This is a genomic window from Planktothricoides raciborskii GIHE-MW2 (assembly GCF_040564635.1).
Classification (GTDB): Bacteria; Cyanobacteriota; Cyanobacteriia; order Cyanobacteriales; family Laspinemataceae; genus Planktothricoides; species Planktothricoides raciborskii.
In genome coordinates, this window is record NZ_CP159837.1 from 2,380,129 (window position 1) to 2,405,887 (window position 25,759).

The window sequence follows — 25,759 nt, forward strand, 5'->3', positions numbered from 1 at the left end:
TATTCTATCTACTTTTAATTTTCTCCGTGTTGTTCCTGAATCCGCCAACGGATTTCTAGGAATTGATCTAACTGTACTGTTTCGGAACTTAAAAGTTGTTGCCACGCATTCGTCGCCACTGTTGAATTTTCAGACTGAGAGATAAATTCAGCTAATGTTGATATGGTATCGTACCAAATGCCATTCTGGGCATAGAGTGACGCTTGTTCTGCGATCGCGGCATTTTGGAGTTGCTGACTCAGGGACGCAGGCAGATCAATCCGCTGAATCCAAGCATCTGCTACTTGATCTCGGAGTCGGTCATCGGCATTGCAAATCATGGCGATCGACCATTGATACCTCCGACCAACTTCTAAAGCCGGTGCCGTAATTGGCAATTGGATCCCCTGAATCCCAGGGGTTTCGCCGAGATCAAAAATAGTTTGGTAAATCCCATTTCCCTGTTCATCCCTGAGACTCAACTCCGCCTGTGTTGCCACGGTTTTGGGAAAATAAACAAAAAACATGGGTCTTTCGGCTACAGTTAAAGCCACCGTATTGGCCGGAACCAGTAAAGTTAGGGCCTTGTAGTCTTGCGGATCGGTACATTTTTCAGCATTCCGGCTTCCTGCCCCTACAGTTTGTTCCGGTTCCCCTTCGTCCGGTTCCTTCGTTTCAAAATTAATTTGTATCCGCAATGGTAATTCAACATCGCTGCTCACTGTCATATTCTTCTCCAATCTCACCTGTGCCTGGGTTGGCATAGCAGACAAGGTGATTAATCCAAAAGATAGGGCGATCGACAGCGTAGATAGATAAAATATCAACCGTTTAATTCCCATCATAAATTATCTCCTAATTTAAATAATACTCACGTCTGTTGACAAATGTTCATTTTTATGCGTATTTTTTCGGATTTTTTCTGCATTGGATCTCATGTTCATCCCGATCACCGGAAAGATCATGGCTTGTTTCGGTTTTTCTTGAAATCAAAGGATTTTTATTTTTTTTCCATCGCTTCAATATTTAAGCTTGGTTAAGGATTATACGATCGCTAATTTATATTAATTATTTTTAACCGAGCGAGAGTTTTTTGATATTTTCTTTATTTTTTTAGTATATAACATGAAGGATTGATTCTACCATAGACTTGATGATTTTCTGATACTGGCTCTGGTTTATAGGGCATTGGTTATAGATAGATGGGATTTTATCGAATGATTTCACCTTTTTTCAAGGTTTTGATGGGGGGGGGAGAAGTCTAGGTGAGACTTACTACCGTAAAATTACGAGCAAGTGAAGCGCTTCTCTGATTAAGGGGTCTGACCCTCTGTCAGGGTTATGCTTAAGACTCCCAGTCGATCGCCATAATTGATAACCATAATACTGATAACAATAGTAAAAAATACTTTGATATCTTTAAAAAAAGATTAATTGATTTCACTTCAGAAATAACACTGATTAGGCGCCCCTAAAATCTGCCAAAAAATTTCTAGGAATCAGCTTGAGGATCATTAATGCCCTGGTTTAGATAGAATTGATGATTCTTGGGATAATCTGCTCCATAACTGGGCAAAACATACCACAAAACTAAATTCCAGCGGATTATTGCCAATTTCCCACTAAAACAAACGGAGCCCAGTAGAAAGGATGACGATACTTCGGATCGGTGAGCAGCTTGATTTGCCCCAAGCGTTGCGCTTCGGCTTTGGTCATATTCGGTTGAGTGAGTTGTCGGTAAAACTCGGCCATGAAAGCAGCGGTAGACTCGTCATTGACTGACCAAAGTGTGGCTAAGGTACTCCGCGCCCCCGATCGCACAGCGATTCCCGCTAATCCAAGGGTAGCTCGATTGTCTCCTTCGGCGGTTTGGCAGGCACTTAGTACCAATAATTCCAGAGGGTTCTTTTGTCGGCGCCGATCGCGCAGAATGCTTTGTAAGTCCTCAATGTTGATTTTGTCATCCCAAGTCAAAATAAACGTCTCTTTAGGGTTAGAACTAAATTGTCCGTGAGTGGCTAAGTGAACCACGGGAAACGGAGTTTTCACCATTTCTTCTTTGAGGGCATCTTTGGTAAAAGCCTGATTTCGCAAAGTCTTGGTGGGAATTTGGGCGGCAATTGCCGCGAGTTCTAAGTCCACCGCAGGCAATGGACTAAATCCTTGGGTGGCTTCGCTGATTCCGCCCAGCAGGGCTTTTACCTCTTCCGGTGGCAGAGAGGATCGCTTTTTGCCCAAAAACTGCAAACCAGGATTAATGGCGATCGCGTATTTCTCCACTAAATACTGTTGCCCATCATAAAGCGCCGCCATCGGCACATTCCGAAACGGCCCATCGAGGACAAAGACCAAAGTCTTAATCTTGTCACTGGCTAAATCGTCAGCTACCGGACGAATCAACCAATCATAGAGTTTTTGCGCCAAGGGTAAACGCTCTTCCAGAAAAGAAGTTTTTCTCAGGGAATTACGCATTTGGCGGATCGTGGTTTCTACCATTTCCTTGGGTTCCCGGATCGTCGTTTGACGCAGAGGATGTCCGGGCAAAGCAAAAATCACTTCGAGGCGATCGGGCAAAATGATCGGATAAATCACCGCTGTATCGGGGTCAACTTGGTTAATCGCGATTTCCTTTCCGTGTCCCTGGCGCGGCATCGCCTCTGAAATATCTGCGAGTTGTGGTTGGTTCAGCAAGTTTGCTAATTCCTGTGCCGATTCATGGGTCATCTCTGGTGCTTTAATCTCTTGGTTTAAAGCCAGCGCTTCCTCAGTTAAGTGTTTGCCTTCCCTGTCATGCTTGGTCGCATCCCATATACAAATAAATTTGTAGGGGCAAAGCATTCCCGCAGAAGTTCGATGGGTTAGAAGCGTGAATTTTTTACGGGAATGCTTTGCCCCTATTCGGGCCGTTAATTTTCGCTTTTCCTGTAGGGACGATTCGCTTTTCGCCCCTACAATATCGTTACCCGAATGCTTCGCCCCGGCAAAAGTGGGATGCGACCCATGAAGGCTGACCGCAGTCAGGCAATTGCATAAACCAAAAAGAATCACTAAAAGCAAAATCTGCCCTAGGCGCCGCCGCTTTTGACACATTAGTTTATGAGACAGAGGCGATCGCTTAAACAGGGATATCAGACATTTCATCACGATTACACAACTGGGAAAGGCTGACAGATTTCACCCAGGGACTTTTTGGTTTTATCATTTGGTTTTATCATTTGCAGGACTTACGCAACGCCTGTGTAGGGTGCCGTTCCGTGACGGTGACACTCGGTGACACATCAATACAATGTCGGGGCGGTTCGCTTGGACGCCCCTACTACCGATCGTCCTGTTATTGACTCAATTTCACCAACGCATCCTGCACCAAAGGCGGTAATCGTCGAATAATCTTACCTTCAGCCATATCACAAGCGACCAATGTCACCAGTGCTTTGACATAGACTTCCTCACCATTAATCGATTGAATATTTTGCTCCCAATTCAGTCGCACTCCCCGCATTTCAGCCATCCGAGTTCTGACCACCGCATCAACCCCCAAGTGCATAGGCTTGTGGTAGCGCAAAGACATCTCGATCACCGGGAAATCACAGCCAATTGTCACCAATTGGGCATAATCAATGCCAATACTTCGCAGGGACTCAATTCGCGCTTCTTCCATCCAAGTTAAATATGTACCATGCCAAACCACTCCGGCATAGTCCGTATGATGTGGGTGCGATCGCACGGGATACTCAAACCAGCCGTCCTCGCTTCTGTGTACTGTAGGGGCGATCGCCCGGACTGGGGGTAACTGTTGCTGCGGATATGTCTGTTCAGTCATGTTACAAAACTACAAATTTTTAGTAAGTAATCAGTCTTATCCTTAAATTTTATCAGGGGATCTTGATCCAAAAGGATCAAGAGAACCTCACTCTGAAAAATACCTGTTTTATCAAGAGAGAGCAAATGATTCAAAAAATTTTAGTCGCCGTTGCCGGACGTGGCTTGTGTGAAGAAATGGTCAATATGTTAATGGACATTCCCGCTTTCCAAGGCGCATCCATTACCCTATTGCACGTCGTCACCCCCGAAACCATCGCCGATGAAATGTCTGCCAAGTTAGCCAAGGGAGGGAAAATTCTCGCCGATGCGGTCAAAGCCCTAAAAGTCGATGCCAAAAAAGTCAACCCCCGACTCAAACAAGGAGATCCAAAAGCCATCGTTTGTGAAGTCGCTGAAGAAGAAAACGTTGACCTGATTATCATCGGTTCGCGGGCATTAGGTCGCTTACGAGCCATTTTAGAAGGATCCGTCAGTCAGTATGTCTTCCAGCTTGCTTCCCGTCCCATGTTACTGGTCAAAGACGATAGCTATGTCAAACGGATCAACCGAGTCATGGTAGCGATGAATAACTCCCCAGAAGCCAAACAATCCTTAGAAATGGCCTTAGCTTTCACCCGAAATGTATCGGGGAGTCAGTTAATCCTCGCTCACGTCAACCCACCCAAAGCGGTCAATCAAGCGGAAGAAGACGAAGTATTAGCTGCCGCTGCTGCGGAAGCGAAAAAAGCCGGAGTTAACTATCGTTGCATCACCGGCAGTGGTAAACCCGGCCCAGAAATCTGCCGGATCGCCGAAGAAACCAATGCCGATCTCCTATTACTCGGTTCTCCCGATCGCCGTCCGAACATGGCCAAAAGCTTGGTGGATTTAGATCGCCTCCTGGGTAGCTCACTTTCCGACTATGTGCGCGTTAACGCTGACTGCCCAGTGTTATTAGTCCGTCGTTAATCCATCTAACCGGACTGACCCATCAGATCCAGCACTAGGGGCAATTCATTAATTGCCCCTATTTGTTGGTTGTTGGCTAGGGATTCTTTGGGTAGAGATTCTTTGGTTGGGGAAAGGGAAGGGGTGCTGGGGTGCTGGGGTGTTCTTTTTCGCCTCTGCGCCTCTGCGCCTCTGCTCCGCCACACCCCCACACCCCACACCCATAAAAACAAAAAGACACCTGTGATTAATCACCTAGGTGTCTGCTGAGTTAGTGAAATAATTTTCGCAGTTTTTCCTAATTTTTCTTACCTTCTCGGCTGGCGGTTTGAATGTACAAAATCAAGAGGAAAACAGCGGGAACCAGTACAAATAGGATGGTTGCCACAAAACCTAGATCGTTAACTTGCATACTACAACACCTCTATGTCAATGTGATTGTTGAACAAAATTAGAATATCATCATTTGTCTGCGGGTCATTTGGCGGTGGCGGTTTTGCCCCATTACAAATGACCAATTAGCAAACAAAAGATTAAGGCTTGATTTTCACGGTGACTGGCCCATTGACCAGAGTTTGGCAAGCCAACCTATAATTGGCGGGCTTTTTCTTGAGTTTTTTCTCTTCAACGCTGCTTCGAGGAGAAAGATTTTCTTCGCCCTCGACAATTTCCACAATACAGGTAGCACATTGACCGTAGCCACCACAGTTCATCATTTTGCCATAAAATTTGTAGAGATCGATTTGGTTTTCTAGGGCTTTCAGGCGTAAATTGGCTCCCTGAGCGGCCACAACTTCTTTGATTTCCTGATTGTCGCTATTGACAAATTTGATGTTACTCATTAGTATTTGAGACTCTGATTTATGTTGATGAACATGGGTAAACACTGGGAGGAACGATGGGCAGCCTAATGCCCAACATCCCAACTGGTCAAGCCGGAGATCGTCCATCCATCAGTCTGCGTGCCAAGGAAATAGGCTCAGACTCTTCTTTGCCCTGATGTTGAGCAATGTAATGGCGATCGGTTACTAGGTTTTAATTTATCACTATATATTACGAAATGTTAAAAAATTCCCCAGGGATATGGTAGCGATCGCCCCTGAAAGCCGCCCCTCAAGCAACCGGGCAAAGAAACCGGGTTTCTATCAGCATGAAGGTTGGGTGACAGAGATTTGGTGTCAATTACCCGGTTTCTGACTCGACAAATAAGCGATCGGGCGAAAGCTCTGGCGAGGGAATCGCCCCTCAGCAAGCAAGAAACAGGGTTTCTATGAGCATGAAGGTTGGGTGACAGAGATTTGGTGTCAATTACCCGGTTTCTGACTCGACAAATAAGCGATCGGGCAAACCAACCGGGTTTCTATGAGCAGGTTGGGTGACAGAGATGGTATGAAAAACCCATTTGCTGTTTACTGTTGACGATGATTGTGCATATTTCAGTAGTTATTAAAATTTTGCAATATATAGCTTTTTGAACACTATATAGCAATTCAATATTTTATGAGTTATACTATAATATAATTTCAATTAATTTTAATAAATTTACATTATTAATTAAATAATTAAATTTAAATTTAAATTTATAATTTTTTCGTAATAGTTATTAATTGTTAATTAAGCACAAAATAGGCTTTTTATATAATAAAAATTTTGGGGAGTATTACTATGTCTGTGTAACTGATTCAGGAGCAAACAACTCAAACGGAAAATCTTCAACTCGAAGACGAGTGGACTCCCTCTCCTCCCCCTACTGATTTAATTTTTGACGACGGAGAACCCTGGGAAAGTAATCGCCATCGCATCGCCATGAATGTTTTGATTTCTGCCGTGACTTTAGCTTATCAAGAACGAGAAGATTATTTTGCTGGTGGGAATATGTTTGTGTATTACAGCAGCGAACAAGCGCGAAATCGGGATTATAAAGGGCCGGATTTTTTTGTGGCTTTAAATGTGGATGGGAAAAAAGAACGTCAAGGCTGGGTGCTTTGGGAAGAAGGTGGCCGCTATCCCGACGTGATTGTCGAGTTGATGTCGCCTTCTACGGCTAATCAGGATCAGGGAAAAAAAAAGGATCTTTACGAGCAGGTTTTCAAAACCGGGCATTATTTTATTTACGATACTTTCGCTCCAGAATCCCTAAAAGGTTGGAAGTTAGGAGAAAATTTCCGTTATCAAGAAATTACTCCTGACGATCGCGGTTGATTGTGGTGCGAAAGTTTGGGATTATTGTGAGGCACTTGGGATGGAACCATTCTGAGGGAAACAGCTACTTGGTTGCGCTTTTAAGATCGGGCGGGTAATTTGGTCAAGTTATCCTTCGAGTTGGCGCCACAGGAACGGGAACGAGCCGATCGCGCTGAAATGAAACGGGAACAAGCTGAAGCCGCTTTAGCCGAAGAACGCCGACAAAAACAACTGTTATGGGAGCGACTCCAGCAAATGGGAATTGACCCAAATCAACTGGGCTAATTGCCAGCAAAAGACAGATAAATAACTGATAAGCATTCAACATTCAATTCAGCATTCAATTCAGTATTCATCTGGTTGGCAGTCTGGTTGGTAGCGCAGAGGTAATGGGTAGGCGATCGCAATTTATCGCCTATATTGATTAGAGATCCGATCAACGCTTCCCGGCTTTTTGACAAAAACCGTGGAGCTAAACCCTTGTCAGTTAAACCATAATGTTAATTCCCATACCACCAGACTGGAAAAATTATCTCAATGATGGCCCAAAGAGCGATCGCAATTTATGGATACTGGCTCTTTTAGTTTTGTTTAGCTTTGCATTCGCCCTATTCTTGCCCACATTAAACACTATGACTAATTCTCCCCAACTCCTCACCGACCCATTTGTCCAAAAACCCACAGAAACCTCAGTCAATATTGTTTGGTTTACGGATTTTCCCGGTGTCGATCATCGGGTAATCTACGGGTCAGATATGAAAAAAATTGTCGGCGCAACCACAACTAAATTAAGTCGGACTCGTGAAGACCAAAAATCTCGATTAGGCCACCAAACCGAAACGGGTCAAATTTGGCAAAAACCCACAGCGCGAGAAATTTGGCGACATGAAGCCGAACTGACTGATTTAGTGCCAGAAATTCGCATCCCTTATCAAGTATTTAGTACCCGCAATGATGGACTGCAAATTAGTAGCGATATCTTCACCGCATCCCCAACACCAAAACCGGGAACGTCCCTGAAAATTTTACTCACTTCCGATCATCAACTGATGCCCATGACTGCCGCAAATTTACAAAAAGTGGTGGAAACCGTGGGTCAGGTGGATGCAGTATTTCATGCGGGGGATTTAGTGAATGTCCCCGATCGCGCTTCAGAATGGTTTGACGATAACCGAGGCGGGGCGTTTTTCCCTTGTTTGCAAGGTCGAGCTAATTATCAACTAGCAAAAAAAGGCCGAACCACGGTTTATCGGGGTGGTAAAATTATTCAATATGCGCCGATCTTTACCACTTTGGGCAACCATGAAGTGATGGGCAGGTTTGGCAGAGAAGATAGTTTAAATGGTGAATTTAACGACCCATTTCCTCGAAAAATGGCCGAAGCAATTTATGCTAAAAAAGCCCTGGAGTTGAATCCAGAAGATTCCGAAGTGGTGCGCGATCGCTGGTTAGTTGATAATTCTTTTAATACCGAAACTTATGAAGAACTATTTACCTTGCCAGAAAGTAAACCTGGCGGGAAAAAATATTATGCTGTGACTTTTGGGGATATTCGCTTAGTAGTTTTGTATGTGACTAATATTTGGCGCAATTACAGTTTATCTCCAAATATTAAAGGCCGATACCAGGAACGGCAAGGGGATGTTAATCAACCAGAAAATTGGGGCTATGGTCAACATATTTTTGAACCCATTACTCCGGGCAGCCCGCAATATGAATGGTTTAAACAAGAATTAAATAGTCCTGAATTTAAACAGGCGAAATATAAAATTGTCATGTTTCACCATCCCCCACATTCTTTGGGGGGCAATGTTGTGCCGCCTTATACAGATCCACAGCAACGCTTGGAACAAGATGCAACAGGTCAGATTACGGTAAAATATGAATATCCCCAAAAACAAGATTATATTATGCGCGATCTGGTGCCATTAATAGAAGCAGCAGGAGTACAGTTAGTGTTTTATGGACATTCTCATTTATGGAATCGGTTTGTCAGTTCTACTCAAACTCACTATTTAGAATCCTCTAATGTGGGCAATAGCTATGGGGCGCATTTGTTCGCCGATCAAAAACGGCAGGTGCCGGAGAATTATCAAGAAAAATATGCGGCGATCGGCGATCCCAATGGCTTAGATCCGGTAATGCCCAATATGGCGCCTTTGGTGGGCGAAAATGGGGAAAAATTGCCCTATATTGCCAGTAACGATATTTCTGTATTTAGTATTTTTGATACCAAGACAGGAACCGTGAGTAGTTATCGCTTTGATACCAGAGAACCGGGCAGCCCTGCGATAAAATTTGATGAATTTGCCCTGAGAGTTAATTGGTTTTAACGGATACAATTCAGATTTTAAATATCTGCTATAAAATCTCAGCTAATCGGATCAATAAAAATATAAATCTAAATATATATTTTTTAGCCGATTAGCATCATAAATAATTAGGTGGGCAGAAATAAATGCACCACAGACCATATCAGAGGAAAGAGGATGCATAGGAAAGAGGATGCATAGGAAAGAGGAAAGAGGATGCATAGGAAAGAGGAAAGAGGATGCCTAGTCAATATATTCTCTTTTCTCTCTTCTCTTTTCTCTCTCCTTCCTATATGCGGGAATCCAAGGATTTACGGTGGGGAACGAAAAGTGCAATTAATTATGTTCACCTACTTAATTAGCAACTATTTATTAAAAAAAACAATAAACTTAGTAGAAAAGTGGCTCATTTGGCATTAATTCAGGTATAATTTTATCAGGAATTGGAGAGTATTACTATGTCTGTGCAACTGATTCAAGAGCAAGCAAATGAAACGGAAAATCTCCAACTCGAAGATGAGTGGATTCCCTCCCCTCCCCCTACCGATCTAATATTTGACGACGGAGAACCGAGGACAAGTAATCGCCATCGCATCGCCATGAATGTTTTGATTTCTGCCGTGACGCTGGCTTATCAAGAACGAGAAGACTATTTTGCTGGTGGGAATATGTTTGTATATTACAGCAGCGAACAAGCGCGAAATCGGTATTATAAAGGGCAGGATTTCTTTGTGGCTTTAAATGTGGATGGGAAAAAAGAACGTCAAGGGTGGGTAGTGTGGGAAGAAGGTGGCCGCTATCCCGATGTAATTGTCGAGTTGATGTCGCCTTCTACGGCTAATCAGGATCAGGGAAAAAAGAAGGATCTTTACGAGCAGGTTTTCAAAACCGGGCATTATTTTATTTACGATCCTTTCGCTCCAGAATCCCTAAAAGGTTGGAAGTTAGGAGAAAATTTCCGTTATCAAGAAATAACTCCTGACGATCGCGGTTGATTGTGGTGCGAAAGTTTGGGATTATTGTGAGGCACTTGGGATGGAACCATTCTGAGGGAAACAGCAACTTGGTTGCGCTTTTACGATCGCGCGGGTAATTTGGTCAAGTTATCTTTCGAGTTGGCCCAGCAAGAGCGAGAAATCGCGCAACAAGAGCGAGAAATCGCGCAACAAGAGCGAGAACGAGCCGATCGCGCTGAAGAAGAACGGCAACAAGCTGAAGCGGCTTTAGCTGAAGAACGGCGACAAAAACAACAGTTATGGGAGCGCTTAAAAGAAATGGGCATTGACCCGAATCAACTAAGCTAATTGTCAGCAAAAAGTACATATAGCTTTTTTCTGTTGAGTAAACCACAAATTTTTGTAGGGGCCCGCGCATTCCGGCAGAAGTTTGATGCTTAAAAGATTGTACGGGCGAATGCGCTCGTCGCCCCTACTGCCGGAATGCGCGGGCCCGCTAGTGGTTTAGTAATCAGAAAACCGCTGTATAGCTTTTTTCCATCCGCTCATTCACAAGTCTCAAAAATGTCATTACCGCCTTAGCGCAAGTCAAATTTTTGAGACTTGATTCCCTCGCCATCCGCAAGTGAAACGGGGGTTTTTGAGAACCGGATTTGGTATGATGAATTTTATAGCACTTTGCGGAGTTATGAAGTACAAAAAAAACCTGTCATTCCCGCGCAGGCGGGAATCCAAAAAAATCTGTAATTCAGCCAATAAAAACCGCTATATGTAACTATATGTAAAATATAATTATTTTTCGGCAAATATGTAAATATGTAAATATGCAAACATTGAAATCAAATTCAAATTAAAATTATGTTAGATACCCTAGATTTAAATCTGTCTCTGGATAAAGAGTCTTACGAAGCTCAAATCGAGTCTTTGATGCAAGAATTGCGGGAGTTACAACAAGCCTGTTGGGACAAAAAATTGCCGATGGTGGTGGTTTTGGAAGGTTGGACGGCGGCGGGAAAAGGTTCTCTGGTGAAGAAAATGGTGGGTTATATGGATCCCCGTGGCTTTACGGTTCACCCGATTTGGCCACCAACGGAGCAAGAACGTCAATATCCGTTTCTCTGGCGATTTTGGCAAAAATTACCGGCGAAAGGGACGATCGGATTTTTTTACCATAGCTGGTACACTCACCTTTTAGAAGACCGACTGTGTGGCAGAATTTCCGAAGTCAAAATCCCGGCGATGATGCGGCAAATGAATGCCTTTGAACGGCAATTAGCTGACGATGGGGTGGCGATCGCGAAATTCTGGATTCACTTAAGCAAAAAAGAACTAAAAAAACGCTTGAAAAAAGCCCAAGCAGACTCCCTGAGTTCTTGGCGAGTCCGTCCCGAAGACTGGCAACAAGCGAAAAAGTACGATCAATATGCCGCCTTTGCAGAGGATATGGTAATTCGCACCAGTACCGGCCCTGCGCCCTGGACTTTGGTAGAAGGAAACTGTCAACGCTGGGCGCGGGTGAAGGTGTTGATCCAAATGGCCAGCACGATTACGGAGGCACTCGATCGCCTCAGTTGTCGAACGCCACCTCCCACTTTGCCTTTACAAGAAGCATTAAAACCCGCTGAACCGGATTTTCTCTATAAAGTTGATTTGAGTTTATGTTTGTCCAGAGAAGAATATAAAAAACAGTTACGCGAAGAACAAATCCGACTCCGAGAACTGCAACTGGAAATGCATAAACACAAAGTGCCCGTGATGGTGTTATTTGAAGGATGGGATGCTGCCGGAAAAGGCGGAGCGATTAAACGCTTAACCGATGTGCTCGATCCTCGGAGTTATGTGGTGAATGCCTTTGCTGCCCCTAGTGCCGAAGAATTGGCTCGTCATTATCTATGGCGGTTTTGGCGCCGGTTGCCTGCCCCTGGTCAGTTTGGCATTTTCGATCGCACCTGGTATGGCCGGGTTTTAGTGGAGCGAGTAGAAGGGTTTGCCACGGAACCGGAATGGCGACGGGCTTATCAAGAAATTAATGAGTTTGAAGAACAAGTCACTGGGGCGGGTTATGTCTTGGTTAAATGTTGGCTACATATCAGCTTTGAAGAACAATTAATCCGATTTAACCAACGCAAAGATAGCCCTTTTAAGCAACATAAACTCACGGAGGAAGATTGGCGCAATCGGGAAAAATGGCCTTATTATTATGTGGCAGTGAATCAGATGATTCAGCGCACCAGTACCCCGATCGCCCCTTGGACGGTGGTGCCGGGAAATGACAAATACTATGCCCGGGTTAAAGTGATTCAAACGGTGATTCAAGCTATTGAAAATGAATTGAAACGCCGCAGTAAGTAACCTTGGTTAATTTTTTTACGATTAAGGGGGCGGTGTTGCCTGACCGCCAGAGTAACCGGGTTTCTGGGTTCATGGGCGACCACGGGGCGACCACCGCCATCGGAATCGCCCCTACAAGAAACCTGGTTTCTGAAAGCGTGAATTTTTTCCGGGAAAGCTTCGCCTGAAACCAAGAACAGTGGTTCACTTCTCTTTTACGAACCTGTCTCCTAGGTTGGGTTTCGTGCCTCAACCCAACCTACTATATAGAGGTATTTGTCCGGTGGGCATTGGCCAGCCAATACTATATCCAATACTATAACCCAATACTATATATAGCGCTTAAATCAAGCCATCAAGCGTCAGTCCGACTGAATGTCACCTTAATGTCACCTTTGAGAATTAAAAAAGGTGACAATTTGTGAGGTTGTTCCAACTTGGGGCAGAAATACTGTAAAATACAAACATAATTATTCGCGAAATCGCTGTTTAATCAGGATCGACAATCCCCTGTCCTGTAAAAGACTGACCCCTGGGCGATCGCCCAGCCAATCCTTCCTGATCCCACCGCTTTCTGTGAACCTGAGTTTAACCCTTGGGACTTGAATCAATCTCCAAGATGATCCATGACCCACCGCAAAAATCCCAAAGCATCTACAGATTTCCGATAAATTTACCCATCATTTTGGGATTTCCCAAAACTTCGCAGGTCGATCATCTTGAAGCCGATCTGTGATAAGTTGAGATAATTTGGCCTTAGCATCTATCACCCAGAAATTCACAATTAGACTGAAACTGATGCTTGCTTGGGGTATATCTTGGGGTGTATTTTGAGCAACAACAGCAAATCCTTGAAACTTGTATAGTAAATTTTTATGATTTTGAAGACATAGAAACCGGGTTTCTGTGTAGAGGCTGGTGGGGAGGCAGACATTTTTCATAGAAACCCGGTTTCTTGGCGATTCTATCTCCATTCAAATCATAAATATCCAGAAATATCCAGAAGGAAAACCCATAAGTCATAAGGTGATTCTCTGCCATGAACGGAAATAAAATACACGGCTGTTACCAAATTATTAAAACCTTTAAAAAGGGAGCATTTGGCAAAACCTATTTAGCAGAATATCATCCCGATTTAGCCGCCGAACCAGACCGCAGCCAAGGGGAAGGGGCAGTTAGTACCAAATCCTCATGGCTTGAGGGCGATCGCTGTATTCTCAAAATCCTGCAAACCTCCAGTAATCATGCATATATTTTAGATGAAGCCCAAAAACGCTTTAATACGGAAGTAAAAAAGTTGGAAAAATTAGGGCATCATCCTCAAATTCCTTCAATATTAGACTTTTTTATTGAAAACAATCAATTATATGTGGTTGAAGAATTTATTGATGGGCAAGATTTAAGCCAAGAAATTTGTGAAGGAAAATCTTGGCCGGAATCTCAAGTAATTGCTTTATTATATAATGTCCTAGAGGTTTTGGCGGTAATCCATGAACAAGGGACAATCCATCGCAACATTAAACCCTCGAATTTAATCCGCCGCTTTTCTGATTATCAAATTGTCCCGATTGACTTTGGTTCTCTGAAAGAAATTGAAACCTTAGTTCTCAGCTTTGGCGGCAATATCACTACTTCGATGATTGGCACGCCCGGTTATATGCCTATCGAACAACTTGGGGGCAAAGTTTATCCCAATAGTGATATTTATGCTCTGGGAATTACCGCCATTCAAGCGTTAACAGGAATGCCTCCAACCAAGTTAGAGCGAGATATTAAAACCGGCGAATTGCTTTGGCAACATTTGGTGCAATGTCGCCAAGAATTAATCGATATTTTGACCCTGATGGTGCATCCAGATTGGGAGCAGCGCTACCAATCCGCCACCGATGTTTTAAGAGACCTTCAGGGTTTCCATGAAATTGGGGAGACGATAGAAAACCGCTATAAGATTATTAACTTTTTAGGGGAGAGTTCTTTTGGCAAAACTTATTTAACTCTTGACCGAGAACGGGGCAATTCCCCTTGTGTGCTGAAAAAAATTGAACCTCATAAAGTCGATCGGGTCAGCGGTGCGGAGCACTCTCCATTTCCGTTTTGGGAAGCGAGAATTTTATTTGATACGGAAGCACAAAATCTGCAACGGCTGGGAACCCACGATCAAATTCCCAGACTTTTAGATGATTTTCCCGGTGAAACCGGATTTTATCTGGTTCACGAGTTTGTTCAAGGTAAGTCCCTGGCAGAAGAAATGAATGAGCGACGCTGGAAAGAATCAGAGGCGATCGCGCTGTTGCAAGATGTTTTGAATACACTGACGTTTGTGCATCAGCAAAATGTGATTCACTCTAATATTCATCCGGCGAATTTGATTCGCCGTTCCAGCGATGGTCAACTGGTGTTGTTAGATTTTGGCTCAGTTAAACAAATTAGTACCATGGCGTTGGATGACCAAGGTCAGCTAATTAATACTGGGTCGGTGGGAACTGTGGGTTATATGCCCAAAGAACAACAAGCGGGCAATTTACGTCCGAATAGCGATATTTATGCCCTGGGAATGGTGGCAATTCAAGCCTTAACTGGGGTTCATCCCAGCCAATTAGAACCGGATCCGCAAACCGGAGAAGTGAGTTGGCGACATTTGACCCAGGTGAGCGATCGCCTCGCGGAAATTATTAATAAAATGGCTCATGCTTATTTTCGCGAGCGATATCAATCCGCCGCCGAAGTTTTAAAAGATTTGGCTTTGTTGTCCGGTGCATTATCCGGTACGCAGTCATTTGCAGAAAACTTGGCCATAGCATCTTCCTCGGAACCGACAGTCGTGCCGTCGGTGACAAAACCACAGCCTTCAAAGGTGACAGAAGGGGTGATAGAAAATCCCGCAGATGGCGATCGCCCCAAGTCGAATTCTGAGGCAACCCCCCCAGAGACGTTACCAGAAAATTCATTTATTATCAATTTTGCCAAAGTCACCTTACCTTTTTCTGAAAAAATCTGGTTGCAGGTGTTGTCGGTGACGGGAGGAGTTTTACTGTTAATAGCGCTGATCGGGGGAACGGTTTTGTGGACTAACGCTCAGAAACATCGCCGTCTACTGGAAAAAGCCGATGCGGTGATTCAACAAGCCTCCGCACAGTTAGATTTACGCCAAGCTTTAGAAGCGGAAGAACTCTGCAATCAAGCGCTGGCGATTAAAGAAGACTATTCAAATGCTTGGAAATGTCGGGGGGATGCCCTGTTTTTATTACAACGATATCCAGCGGCTTTAGTGGCTTATCAAAAAGCTACGGAACTGGAACCGAAAAATGCTAAATTTTGGAATAACCAAGGAGAAGTCTATTCTCAGTTAAATAATTATAATGAAGCCCTGGCTGTCCACGATCAAGCGTTGAAATTAGATCCCAGAAATGCTCAAGCCAAAAAAGGACGGGCGATCGCTTTAATCGGCTTGAAAAAATATCCCGAAGCTTTGGCAGAGTTGCAAGAGGGAGTGTCTTTCGCTCCAGAGGAACCGACCCTCTGGGAATATCAAGGATTAGTCCAAGAAAGACTAGAAAAACCTCAAGAATCCGTCCTCGCTTATGAAGAAGCAGTGGCAGTTTACGATCGCCAATTAGAAAGTAAACCCAATGACTTAATTCTCTGGATTGAACGGGGTCGGATTTTAAGCAAACTTCGACGTTATGATGATGCGCTGGCTTCTTACGAACGATCTCTGAAAATCAATCCCAAATTCTATTTAGCTTGGAATGCTAAAGCCACGACATTCTATGAAATGGAAAAGTTTGAATTGGCTCTCGATGCTTATAATAAAACCGTAGAACTGAACCCTAATTTCTATATCGGATGGCACAACCGAGCCTCGTTACTCAGTGCAGGTTTAGAACGCTATGCCGATGCGGTCAAATCTTACGATCAAGCCCTCAAACTTAATCCCAGTTTTTATCATGCGTGGCGCGATCGCGGGATTGCTTTGGCGGAAATTAAGCAATATGAAGCAGCGATTAAATCTTTTGATGAAGCGATTAAAATTGAACCCAATGACTATCCCTCTTGGGTGAGTCGGGGCATGGCTTTAACTGAATTACAGCGAGATGAAGAAGCTCTCGTATCTTTTAATCTGGCGATTGAGATTTATCCCAACGATCCATTTGCTTGGACACAACGTGGTTTGTCTTTGGAATACCTGAAACGGAATGAAGAAGCGATCGCCTCTTACAATAAAGCGATTGAAATTCAACCGAATTTCACCCCCGCAATTAATGCTAGAAGTCGATTAAAATAATTTTTGGTTGGGTAGGGATTCTTTGATTGTTCATTGTTGGTTGTTGCTTGTTGTTGGTTGGGTAGGGATTCTTTGGCGGTTGTTGAATCTGTAGGGGCGAAGCATACTCTTCGAGAAGGCTTCGCCTACGGGCGTAAGGGCGAAGCATAAAGCCTACCCTACGGGAAGCCGCTTCGCGTCTACGGCATGGCGAAAGCTTACCGGGTAATTATCTTGATTGTAAAAAGCGAGAATTAACTGCCGGGTTCGGGCAAAGCATTCGGATAATTATCTTGATTGTAAAAAGCGAGAATTAACTGCCGGGTTCGGGCAAAGCATTCGGATAATTATCTTGATTGTAAAAAGCGAGAATTAACTGCCGGGTTCGGGCAAAGCATTCGGATAATTATCTTGATTGTAAAAAGCGAGAATTAACTGCCGGGTTCGGGCAAAGCATTCGGATAATTATCTTGATTGTAAAAAGCGAGAATTAACTGCCCGAATGCTTTGCCTCTACAAGCCCCTACAGGAAAAACTCAAAAATTTATTACCCGTAGGCGAAGCCTTCTCGAAGAGTATGCTTCGCCCCTACAGGTGTGCCATTTTTACTGGAAAAACCCGGTTGTTTTTTACCCGAATGCAACGCCGCCCTGACATATATTAGAATAAATCTATGATGCATAACCTAAAAAATGAGGTATAATTATATTTAGTCAATCGGGGAAGACTCATGGGATAAATTATCGGATAACAATTGGGGCGGAATAATTATGCAAGTCAATCAAGTCAGTCAAGTCAGTTTAATTAACTACAATATTCTCCACCAAAGCTTAGGGATATTTCGGGCACACCAGAAAATTTTAGTCAATTCATCTAATATTTTGCCCGTGGCTTTTTTACTGTTGCCGTCAGTGGCTCAATCTCAAACTGGAGATAATTTTTATCGGGAACAGCAGCTAAATAATTTTAGCAATTTTATCGATATATTATCTCCACAAAATATGGTAAATCAGCCGGTTAATTTTTCGACAAATTTATTAGGAAACTTAGGAGGAAAAAATAAAACCATAAATGAGGAAAATTATCCGGGGATAAATTCGGCGGGTGTGATGTTTGAGGCAATGGCATACGGATTGATGCCAGTGGATTTATTTGGCACTAACACTGAGTTAGGTGATGCTATCAGTATTACGGGAGGCTTACCTAAGCTTTGGATGAGTGCTTATGATATTAATTATGATATTAATCTTGAGCCAGAGTTTCGGCAGCCCGGGGCTGAGGTGATTCAGGCGATCGCTGCAAGGGTTGAAGGGAAGATTTCCGGTAAATTTATTGAAAATCCAGGGGGTTATCGTAGTTTAATTATTGGGGCAACTTTGAATAATCAATTGAATTTGCTACCCACAGAAGCCCAAAAGCAAAATAGTTCAGAGAGTTCAGAGTTTAGTTTAGATTTACCGGAAAATTTACCGGAAAATTATCAATCGTATGCCGGGGTCAGCGCTGAGGATCGTAATTTCGATCATAATTTATTTAGTGGATTTTTCCTAGAGTCTACGGATGTAGTTGCATCTGAGGCTTCAACAGTTTATCCAACAAGTCTATCAGTGACAGGGAGAAATTTTTCCCTGAGCAATGTTGTTGGAAATGTCGGCAATTCGGAGACTTTTCAAGAAGCGATCGCCTCTGCTTTGCTCATAGATAGTTCCATTCCACCAGAGATATTATTGTCTGAGGGATTGCGAGATATTTTAAATCCGCAAAATATCTCAGTCAATCCGGTGAATTATCACACACTCATTGACCCAGAAATTCCTTATGTTTATGATGTTGATGAAAATCTAACGGTTGCCGCAACTAACCCCGATGAAACGGTGTTGGAGGAGACAGTTTTTGATGCATCAGAAATTAGCGTTCCTTGGCAAGAAATACCCGCTAAGGTTAATTTGACGGCATGGAGTGGCTTTGCCCCAGAATTCAACGGCGATCGGGAGCGATCGGCAAACATATCTGAACCGGAGCAAAATGCAGCTATTTTTAACAGTAATGCTCCGGTTAAAGTAGCGAATAATAACCCAGAAGATCAACCAGAAATTCAGCCAAAAGTTACTACAGAAGTAACCCCAGAAGTTACCGAAAAAACTATACAAACTATAGGAAAAAATTCGATATATTCGCTGTCTTGGAGTGGGTTACCTCCAGAATTTAGCCCAGAAAGCCGCGATCGCCCACCAGTAAATCAGAAATCAGGGGAAAAATCTACGAGTTGGTCTGCTTCAATTGTTTTAGATGAAATAGATGATTTGCAATATCAACCAACTATCCCAACTACACCGAGAAACACCCGGTCTTGGAGTGGTTTGCCTCCAGAATTTAGCCAAGAAAATGGCGATCCAAATCCAGCTAATCAACAAAATAAAGCATACTTCGATCGCCATCTATCTTGGCAAGATGCTCGGATTTCCCCATCCTGGGGCAATTATGAGCACGGAACTCTGGGGAATCAGTCATTTTCTTTTTCAGAACCCATCGAGGATTCAACCAGTTTCTCTAATTCACCGATTAACCTCGATCCAGTTGCGGATTTATTCCCAAATTCAAGCATAACCGGCACCAGAGAAATTTCAGAATTTGCGCCATCAGAAATACCAGAAATAGCTGAAAATAACTCTTATACAATTCAGGCGAAAGTTTTAGATTCTCCAGTCAGCTATTTGACTGATTCCGCGAACCGGATCGCTACCGCGAATCGCCAATCCTGGTCAGAGGCTTATTCCTCATTAATTAATCGTGATTTACAAAACTCTTTAGAGGCGATCGCTTTAACCACTAACTCCACCCCTGGGGTCGTGTATGTTTTGGCATTTAGCGATTACTTAGAATTGATGTTGCTGTCTCCTGGGCAACCGACAATTCGCCGAATTGTCCACCATGCCAATCGGGACTTACTCAATGCTACGATACAAGAGTTAATTGCCGATGTCACCAATCCCCGAACCTTGGGCAGCGAAAGTGCATCCGCACCGCTTCGCGAACGCTATTTATCCTCGGCACAACAACTATATCAATGGTTAATTAGCCCCATTGAAGGGGAATTAAACGGTCGGGGGATTGACACTTTAATGTTTTCTCTCGATCCGAATATTCGCTCCCTGCCCCTCGCCGTTTTGCATGACGGTCAACAGTTTTTAGTGGAAAAATACCGTCTCAGCTTAATTCCCAGCCTGAATTTAACGGATCTCAGCTATCAGAACCTTAGTCACTCAGCGGTATTAGCAATGGGGGCGTCGGAATTTGCCGATCCGAGAATTCAACCGTTGGATCAAGTCCCCTTGGAATTATCCGCGATCGCCGCCAATCGATCCAGTAATATCTTCATCAATGAAGCATTTACCCCAGAAAATCTCAAATATCAAAGCGAGGGAGGAAATTATCAGATCGTTCACCTCGCCACCCATGTGGAATTTAATCCAGAAAATACCCAAAACTCCTATATTCAATTTTGGAATCGCCGACTCACCCTGCATGAAATTCAAGAAATCGGATGGCAAAACCAACCATTAGAACTCCTGGTGATGAGTGGCTGTGAAACCGCCTTCGGGAGTCCCAATGCCGAATTAGGTTTTGCCGGGTTAGCGGTACAAAATGGCGTTAAATCCGTGCTCGCAAGTCTTTGGCAAGTGAACGATCAAGGTACTTTCGGCTTAATGAGTGAATTTTATCGCCACCTGAATTCTCAAACCCAGACCATTAAAGCGGAAGCCTTGCGGCAAGCGCAGTTAGCGATGCTGCAAGGCAAAATTCACATAGAAAATGGTCAGTTGACTTGGGTAGATGACGATCCGCAGACATACTCTCAGTCCTTAGTCGGAGAAATTGGGTTGAGCAATCAACAAGAAAATATCTCTTCCCAAGTCCAGGGAAAAAATTTAGCCCACCCGTATTTTTGGGCGGCTTTTACCTTAGTCGGGAATCCCTGGTAAATCCTAGTTTTGCGGGGGAACTAAGGGTTTATTCACAAACACAATTACGCCGTTTTGGGTGCGTAAAGTGCTGGTGATTTCCACATCCTGATTGAGTAGAAAGCGATCGCCACTGGCATTTTCGTGAATGGTCAGGGTAGCACCACTTAGAGTCTGGATTTCCCCAGACTCTAGCTGGGTTTGAGTCACCGCACCGGGAACAATATGGTAACGCAGAATCTTTTCCAGAGTTTCTGGATTGGCACGAACTGCCGCAGCCAAAGTTTGCCACTCTTCGTTGGTGGGTACAAACACGGTATATAAAATCGTGTTGCCATCACCGCTATCTTGGTTGCTTAAGATTTCCGTGAGTCCCATTTGTTGGAAGTCCTGGGCGATCGCGCTAAAATCCCAACCATATTTAATCGCACTTCTGAGAGTGCCACTGACAGTCCCATCCAACGTGCGACTAGGGCCATAGATCGGGTCGTTAAAAATTGTGATATATGGATTGGATCTTTCCGTCCGTGGGGACGCGATCGCCACAGGGCTACCTAGTTCAATACCTAAAATGTTTGCGCTAACTCCAAGGCTAACCCCAAGAGCGACCAGCACCCCTGTGAGCTTGGATAAGTTTAAATTTAATCTCTTTGAGCAATTGCGATCGCTCAAAGACCCTTTTAAGCAGTCGAAAGTGTTTGTTTGCTTCATGGCTTTTTCTCTGAAGATGACGAAATCATAATCAGTAGAGCCCTGATGGAATTAATCATTGGATAATCAATTGGGTTTCCTTCATCAACCCAACCTACAGAAAGTGGGTGCGATCGCCATTGGGTATATTGCGTGGGGCAAGCCGCCTCGCGGGCGTAAGCATTACGCCTCTACCTTGTTCGATCGGGGGAAATTGTAACCTGGTTAGATTATCAACCACCACTCTTTAGTTCTCTTTAGTTTCCCCTAGTTCCCGAAAATCGCTCAAGAAAGATTAAAGGTTAGTGACTTTTGAATTTTTTGTTACTAACATTTAATCGGGAAAATTATCTATGGGCAAAATTTGGTAAATTTTGCCCATAAAAGCATTATACAAGGAATGAGCGATTTTCGGCGAATTTGTTTATTTTCAGCGTAATAAATATTTTTTCTAAAAAATATTGTCATAGGGGTGCTTCCTGGCATACCCTATAAGAGCATTATCAGGTTAATATCTGGGGAAAAATGTGTGAGGAGATAAATGTCTGAACAAAAACGATCGTTTTCTGGGCGCCTAGTAATTGCTGGGTTATTCCTGGCTGGAGTCGCCGGTGCTTATTTTTACCTACAGGGAATCGGGCGGAAATTAACCCCCGTAGATAGTGCCAAAATTGTGCCTAAAGATACGATGTTAGCTGCTTATGTTGACACGAATTCTCATCATTGGGATCGATTGCAACAATTTGGTACTCCAGAATCACAAGCGGCGATCGCCAAAGTCTTTGACCGTTTCCAACAGGGAATTTTTCCCCAAGAGGAACTGAATTACCAAACCGACTTAAAACCTTGGGTGGGTGATGTCATGTTTGTCTTATTACCCCCCTTGAGTGAAAAGGACTCAACAAACCCAAACAGCGACTTACCTAGTGGGGCAACAACCAAATCGGCACCCCCGACGGATCAGGAAGCGAATGTCTTGCTAGTGGTTGGCATTCAAAATCCTTTAAAAGCTTGGATATTTCAGCGGAACTTTAAATCTCAAGCCGACCTAAAATTTGTAGAGTCTGAATATAAAGGAGTAAAAATTTCCCAAAGCACAATTGGTGAAAATCCCTCAAATTACAGTGCCGTAGTGGGCAATCATTTACTCTTAGCCAAGCAGCAAAAAACCCTAGAACAAGCGATTGATAGTTATCAAAATGCCGCATCGTTTGCTGCCAGTCCCGAAGGAACTGAACTACTAAAAAAATGGCAAGAACTTAAAAATCCTGTGCTGCAATTGTATTTGCCTAACTCGACTCTATTAGCGCAGGTATTAGGGGAAAATATTTCAGAAAATCCGAGATTTCCCCAACAACTAGAAGGGATAAAATATGCAGTGATTGGGGCAGGCATCGAGCCAGAAGGGATGCGAATCAGGGCGATCGCACAAGTCGAGCCAGGGATTTTTCCAGAATCAGCATCGACCGACAATCAGACTGGATTAATGAATCGGTTTCCCAGTGAAACCATTGCCGTATTGACCGGAAAAGAACTTAAAAGTTCCTGGGCAACGGCGCTAGAACAATCCCGGATTGACCCCATGCTTGAAAGTAACCTAAAATCCCTGAAAGCCGCTTTCAAATCTAGCACCAATTTAGACTTAGAGCGAGATATTTTTAGCTGGATGGATGGTCAGTTTGCTTTGGGTTTTATTCCCTCCAATGAAGGAATTCTAGCGCAAGTGGGATTCGGCGGAGTCATTCTCTTGGAAACCAGCGATCGCCCCTTGGCAGAAGCCAGCATGAAAAAACTTGACAAAAGTTTCACCACCAAGTTTCCGATGTTAGAAGCCGGTTCTAACACTTATGAAAGTATTCCCATGACCGAGTGGAAAGTTAAGTCCCAAGAAATTGTCTTAGGTGGCTATGGCTGGTTGGATGAAAACTTATTATTGATTACCTTGGGTCAGCCCATGATGTCTCTGATGTCTCAGCCGATTTCTCAACCCTTGAATACCAGCCAAAATTTTCAGGCGATCGCCGGTTCTTTACCCACTCCCAACCAAGGCTACTTTTACTTAAACATGGATCAATTAATGACCGTGGTTAATCGGGCGCCTCTGCCGCCGGGAAATCAAATTTCTCCAGATGTTTTAGCCGTGCTCAATTCCATTCAAGGCATCGGGGTGACTAACACCAGGCCAGCAGCAGAAATCGCCCAAATGGATATGTTAGTGGCGCTGAAATCCAAGCAGTAATTATTCCCTGTATTCCACTCATTCAAATCACACTTTTTAACTCTCGGTGCGTCGATCGGTGCATTTATCAGTTATTTAATGTTCGCTCCATTTCCCTGATTAAATATTCTATATTTACCCCAAAAAATGACTTGTTTAATCCATAACTTTGTTTAGAAGTAAACAAGTCATTTTTACTCGGATGCCGGTGGCGATCCGGGTTCAAAGCTAATTAACCACTGACCCCAGATAACTGCTGACGAATCGCGATGTAATCCGGTTCAACGGATTGGATTACCCCATGATTTAGGGTCCAAAAGCGATCGCCAATCTTTAATAAATCCCCGGCATCGTGAGTCACCACCAACAGACTCCAATGCTGTTTTAATTTTGCCAAAAGCCGGATTAAATTCTGTCGCATTGACCAATCTAAACCCGCCGTAGGTTCATCCAGCAATAAAATTTGCGGTTGACGAATTAACTGCACCGCCAAAGCTAAACGCCGTTGCTGTCCCCCACTCAAGGATTGCGGTGCGGTATTCAGAGATAAATGATCTAAGCCCACTTCCTTCAGGGCTTCATCCACTCGTTCCGAACCTAGTTCGGGGTGTCCCAAGCGCAATTCTTCCAAAATAGTGCCACAACAAAAATGTCGTTCGGGAAATTGAAACACCAATCCCCCAAGCTGTTGCAGGTGTTCGGCGGTAAGGGGCTGTTCTCGCCAGTAAATTTCCCCAGAGGTTTTTTCCGCCAGTCCAGATAAAATCTCTAAGAAGGTACTTTTACCCGATCCACTCGGTCCGATAATCACGCCCAACTGCTGTGGGGCGAGTTCCAGGGTCATGGATTTTAAAATCGGCGTTGGGGTTGCCGCTGGGTGATAACTTAAGTTTCTCAAATAGAGCATTATGTAACTGTGTGGATGATTTCCCGTAGATTCTCTTTGGAACTCGGTTTTGCTTACACCGTCTATCCTAGTAATTATTTTAGATTTTTTCCATGATATTTTGGCAAAATCGACTTAAATCTAGTTAGGCAAAATCTCTCGGAAAGAAACCGGGTTTCTATGTAGAGGCCGGTGGGGAGGCAGACATTTTTCATAGAAACCCGGTTTCTGGGCAATTCTCGGTAAATTTTTTGAGGCGCAAAATATGAAGATTGATCGTCCGGTTTCTTTTTCGAGACGAATAGTTCAAGCGATCGCTTCTGGAGTGGCGATCGCTACTTTTCTAGTTGGCAGTCCTAGCCATGCCAAAGATCCATTTAGAACCACCAATCCTCACGAAATTGGTGATACCACAGAAATGGCCTTTCGGGTTCTATTTGAACAGGGCAACTATCAGCAAGCAGACCGTTATTTAGATGAAGCGGAAAAAATAGACACCAATGAACCCTTAGTCTATGCTATGCAAGCAGCCTTTGCCTATCTTAATGAAGATTGGGATGCTCTGCTTACTTACGCCACACAAACTCGTGAAACCGCACAGCAACTCACGACTAAGAATGAATTACGCGGTCATCTCTATACGGGAGTGGGTCATTTTCTGGAAGGAGCACATATTATTAGCACCGAAGGCACAATATCCGGCACCCCAAAAGCTCTGCGAAAACTTCGCTTGGTGCTGCAACATATTAATGCCGCCGAAAAGATTAATCCCACCGATCCAGAAGTTAATTTGATTAAAGGATTCATGGATTTAATGTTAGCGGTGAATTTGCCTTTTGCCGAAATTGATGATGCGATCGCCCGCTTAGAAAACTATGCGGGGCCAAACTATCTCGCCTATCGGGGAATTGCCGTGGGCTACCGAGATACGAAACAAAACGAGCCAGCTTTAGCTGCCGTAAATCAAGCCCTAGAATTAACCCCCAATAACCCAGAGTTATTTTATCTGAAAGCACAAATATTAGTCCAACAAGGTCTGGAGCAAAAAAATGTCACCATTCTCCAACAAGCCCAGGAAAATTTCTCTCAAGCCCTTGCCCAAGCCCCGGATAAATTTCCCGCTGGGCTGAAAAAACAACTGCAACGAGAAAGCGATCGCAATACACGACGCATTCAAGAAATGAGCGCTAATTCTCGTTAATTATCATTAAAAAGTTTTCAACGTTCT

General features: G+C 43.7%; 19 protein-coding genes. 12 read left to right on the forward strand and 7 right to left on the reverse strand.

The window, feature by feature from the left end; genetic code table 11:
• Nucleotides 1-14: 14 nt before the first annotated feature.
• From ABWT76_RS09940 to ABWT76_RS09950, 3 genes are all read right to left on the reverse strand, one after another.
• Entirely contained in the window at nt 15-824 is an 810-nt protein-coding gene (locus tag ABWT76_RS09940; protein ID WP_054466326.1) for a DUF928 domain-containing protein, read from the reverse strand.
• Nucleotides 825-1,584: 760 nt separating this feature from the next.
• Nucleotides 1,585-3,120: a CHAT domain-containing protein gene (locus ABWT76_RS09945; RefSeq protein ID WP_082348852.1), complete on the reverse strand. Its 1,536-nt coding sequence runs from the start codon at nt 3,118-3,120 to the stop codon at nt 1,585-1,587.
• Between the two features lie 190 nt (nt 3,121-3,310).
• On the reverse strand, nt 3,311-3,799 hold the full coding sequence (locus ABWT76_RS09950; RefSeq protein WP_054466324.1) for a thioesterase family protein: 489 nt from the start codon (nt 3,797-3,799) through the stop codon (nt 3,311-3,313).
• 125 nt (nt 3,800-3,924) lie between these two features.
• Between ABWT76_RS09950 and ABWT76_RS09955 the strand changes: the two genes are divergently transcribed.
• Nucleotides 3,925-4,749 carry a universal stress protein gene (locus ABWT76_RS09955; protein WP_354636028.1) on the forward strand — a complete coding sequence of 275 codons (825 nt, stop codon included), beginning with the start codon at nt 3,925-3,927 and terminating at the stop codon, nt 4,747-4,749.
• A 277-nt stretch (nt 4,750-5,026) separates the two neighbouring features.
• Here ABWT76_RS09955 and psbM read toward each other — a convergent pair whose 3' ends face one another.
• Both psbM and ABWT76_RS09965 read right to left on the reverse strand, forming a co-directional pair.
• Nucleotides 5,027-5,140, reverse strand: coding sequence for a photosystem II reaction center protein PsbM (gene psbM / locus ABWT76_RS09960; protein WP_072160741.1), 114 nt, complete (start codon nt 5,138-5,140; stop codon nt 5,027-5,029).
• Between the two features lie 121 nt (nt 5,141-5,261).
• On the reverse strand, nt 5,262-5,570 hold the full coding sequence (locus ABWT76_RS09965) for a 2Fe-2S iron-sulfur cluster-binding protein (protein WP_054466321.1): 309 nt from the start codon (nt 5,568-5,570) through the stop codon (nt 5,262-5,264).
• Nucleotides 5,571-6,408: 838 nt separating this feature from the next.
• Between ABWT76_RS09965 and ABWT76_RS09970 the strand changes: the two genes are divergently transcribed.
• From ABWT76_RS09970 to ABWT76_RS10010, 9 genes are all read left to right on the forward strand, one after another.
• Nucleotides 6,409-6,930 (forward strand): Uma2 family endonuclease, encoded by a 522-nt coding sequence (locus ABWT76_RS09970; RefSeq protein ID WP_354636397.1) that lies wholly within the window; start codon nt 6,409-6,411, stop codon nt 6,928-6,930.
• Between the two features lie 99 nt (nt 6,931-7,029).
• Nucleotides 7,030-7,197 (forward strand): hypothetical protein, encoded by a 168-nt coding sequence (locus ABWT76_RS09975; protein WP_322096570.1) that lies wholly within the window; start codon nt 7,030-7,032, stop codon nt 7,195-7,197.
• 212 nt (nt 7,198-7,409) lie between these two features.
• A complete protein-coding gene (locus ABWT76_RS09980; protein ID WP_375341522.1) occupies nt 7,410-9,245 on the forward strand; it encodes a metallophosphoesterase family protein in 1,836 nt (611 codons plus the stop codon).
• Nucleotides 9,246-9,682: 437 nt separating this feature from the next.
• Nucleotides 9,683-10,219: a Uma2 family endonuclease gene (locus ABWT76_RS09985; protein WP_354636029.1), complete on the forward strand. Its 537-nt coding sequence runs from the start codon at nt 9,683-9,685 to the stop codon at nt 10,217-10,219.
• A 99-nt stretch (nt 10,220-10,318) separates the two neighbouring features.
• Nucleotides 10,319-10,528: a hypothetical protein gene (locus ABWT76_RS09990; protein WP_354636030.1), complete on the forward strand. Its 210-nt coding sequence runs from the start codon at nt 10,319-10,321 to the stop codon at nt 10,526-10,528.
• 510 nt (nt 10,529-11,038) lie between these two features.
• The gene (pap, locus tag ABWT76_RS09995; RefSeq protein WP_054466319.1) at nt 11,039-12,532 is read left to right on the forward strand and encodes a polyphosphate:AMP phosphotransferase; all 1,494 of its coding nucleotides are present in this window, start codon (nt 11,039-11,041) and stop codon (nt 12,530-12,532) included.
• A 2-nt stretch (nt 12,533-12,534) separates the two neighbouring features.
• The gene (locus ABWT76_RS10000; RefSeq protein ID WP_156331709.1) at nt 12,535-12,699 is read left to right on the forward strand and encodes a hypothetical protein; all 165 of its coding nucleotides are present in this window, start codon (nt 12,535-12,537) and stop codon (nt 12,697-12,699) included.
• Between the two features lie 851 nt (nt 12,700-13,550).
• A complete protein-coding gene (locus ABWT76_RS10005) occupies nt 13,551-16,796 on the forward strand; it encodes a tetratricopeptide repeat protein (RefSeq protein WP_354636031.1) in 3,246 nt (1,081 codons plus the stop codon).
• Nucleotides 16,797-17,545: 749 nt separating this feature from the next.
• Nucleotides 17,546-20,758 (forward strand): CHAT domain-containing protein, encoded by a 3,213-nt coding sequence (locus tag ABWT76_RS10010; protein WP_190879599.1) that lies wholly within the window; start codon nt 17,546-17,548, stop codon nt 20,756-20,758.
• Nucleotides 20,759-20,761: 3 nt separating this feature from the next.
• Here ABWT76_RS10010 and ABWT76_RS10015 read toward each other — a convergent pair whose 3' ends face one another.
• The gene (locus tag ABWT76_RS10015; RefSeq protein WP_082348850.1) at nt 20,762-21,448 is read right to left on the reverse strand and encodes a fasciclin domain-containing protein; all 687 of its coding nucleotides are present in this window, start codon (nt 21,446-21,448) and stop codon (nt 20,762-20,764) included.
• Between the two features lie 520 nt (nt 21,449-21,968).
• Between ABWT76_RS10015 and ABWT76_RS10020 the strand changes: the two genes are divergently transcribed.
• The gene (locus tag ABWT76_RS10020) at nt 21,969-23,666 is read left to right on the forward strand and encodes a DUF3352 domain-containing protein (RefSeq protein ID WP_190879595.1); all 1,698 of its coding nucleotides are present in this window, start codon (nt 21,969-21,971) and stop codon (nt 23,664-23,666) included.
• A gap of 211 nt (nt 23,667-23,877) precedes the next feature.
• On the opposite strand, the gene ABWT76_RS10025 is transcribed toward ABWT76_RS10020, so the two are convergent.
• Nucleotides 23,878-24,552, reverse strand: coding sequence for an ABC transporter ATP-binding protein (locus tag ABWT76_RS10025; RefSeq protein WP_054466314.1), 675 nt, complete (start codon nt 24,550-24,552; stop codon nt 23,878-23,880).
• 244 nt (nt 24,553-24,796) lie between these two features.
• On the opposite strand from ABWT76_RS10025, the gene ABWT76_RS10030 reads away from it, so the two are divergent.
• Nucleotides 24,797-25,732, forward strand: a complete 936-nt coding sequence (locus ABWT76_RS10030; RefSeq protein WP_054466313.1) for a Sll0314/Alr1548 family TPR repeat-containing protein — start codon at nt 24,797-24,799, stop codon at nt 25,730-25,732.
• The last annotated feature ends 27 nt before the right edge of the window (nt 25,733-25,759 follow it).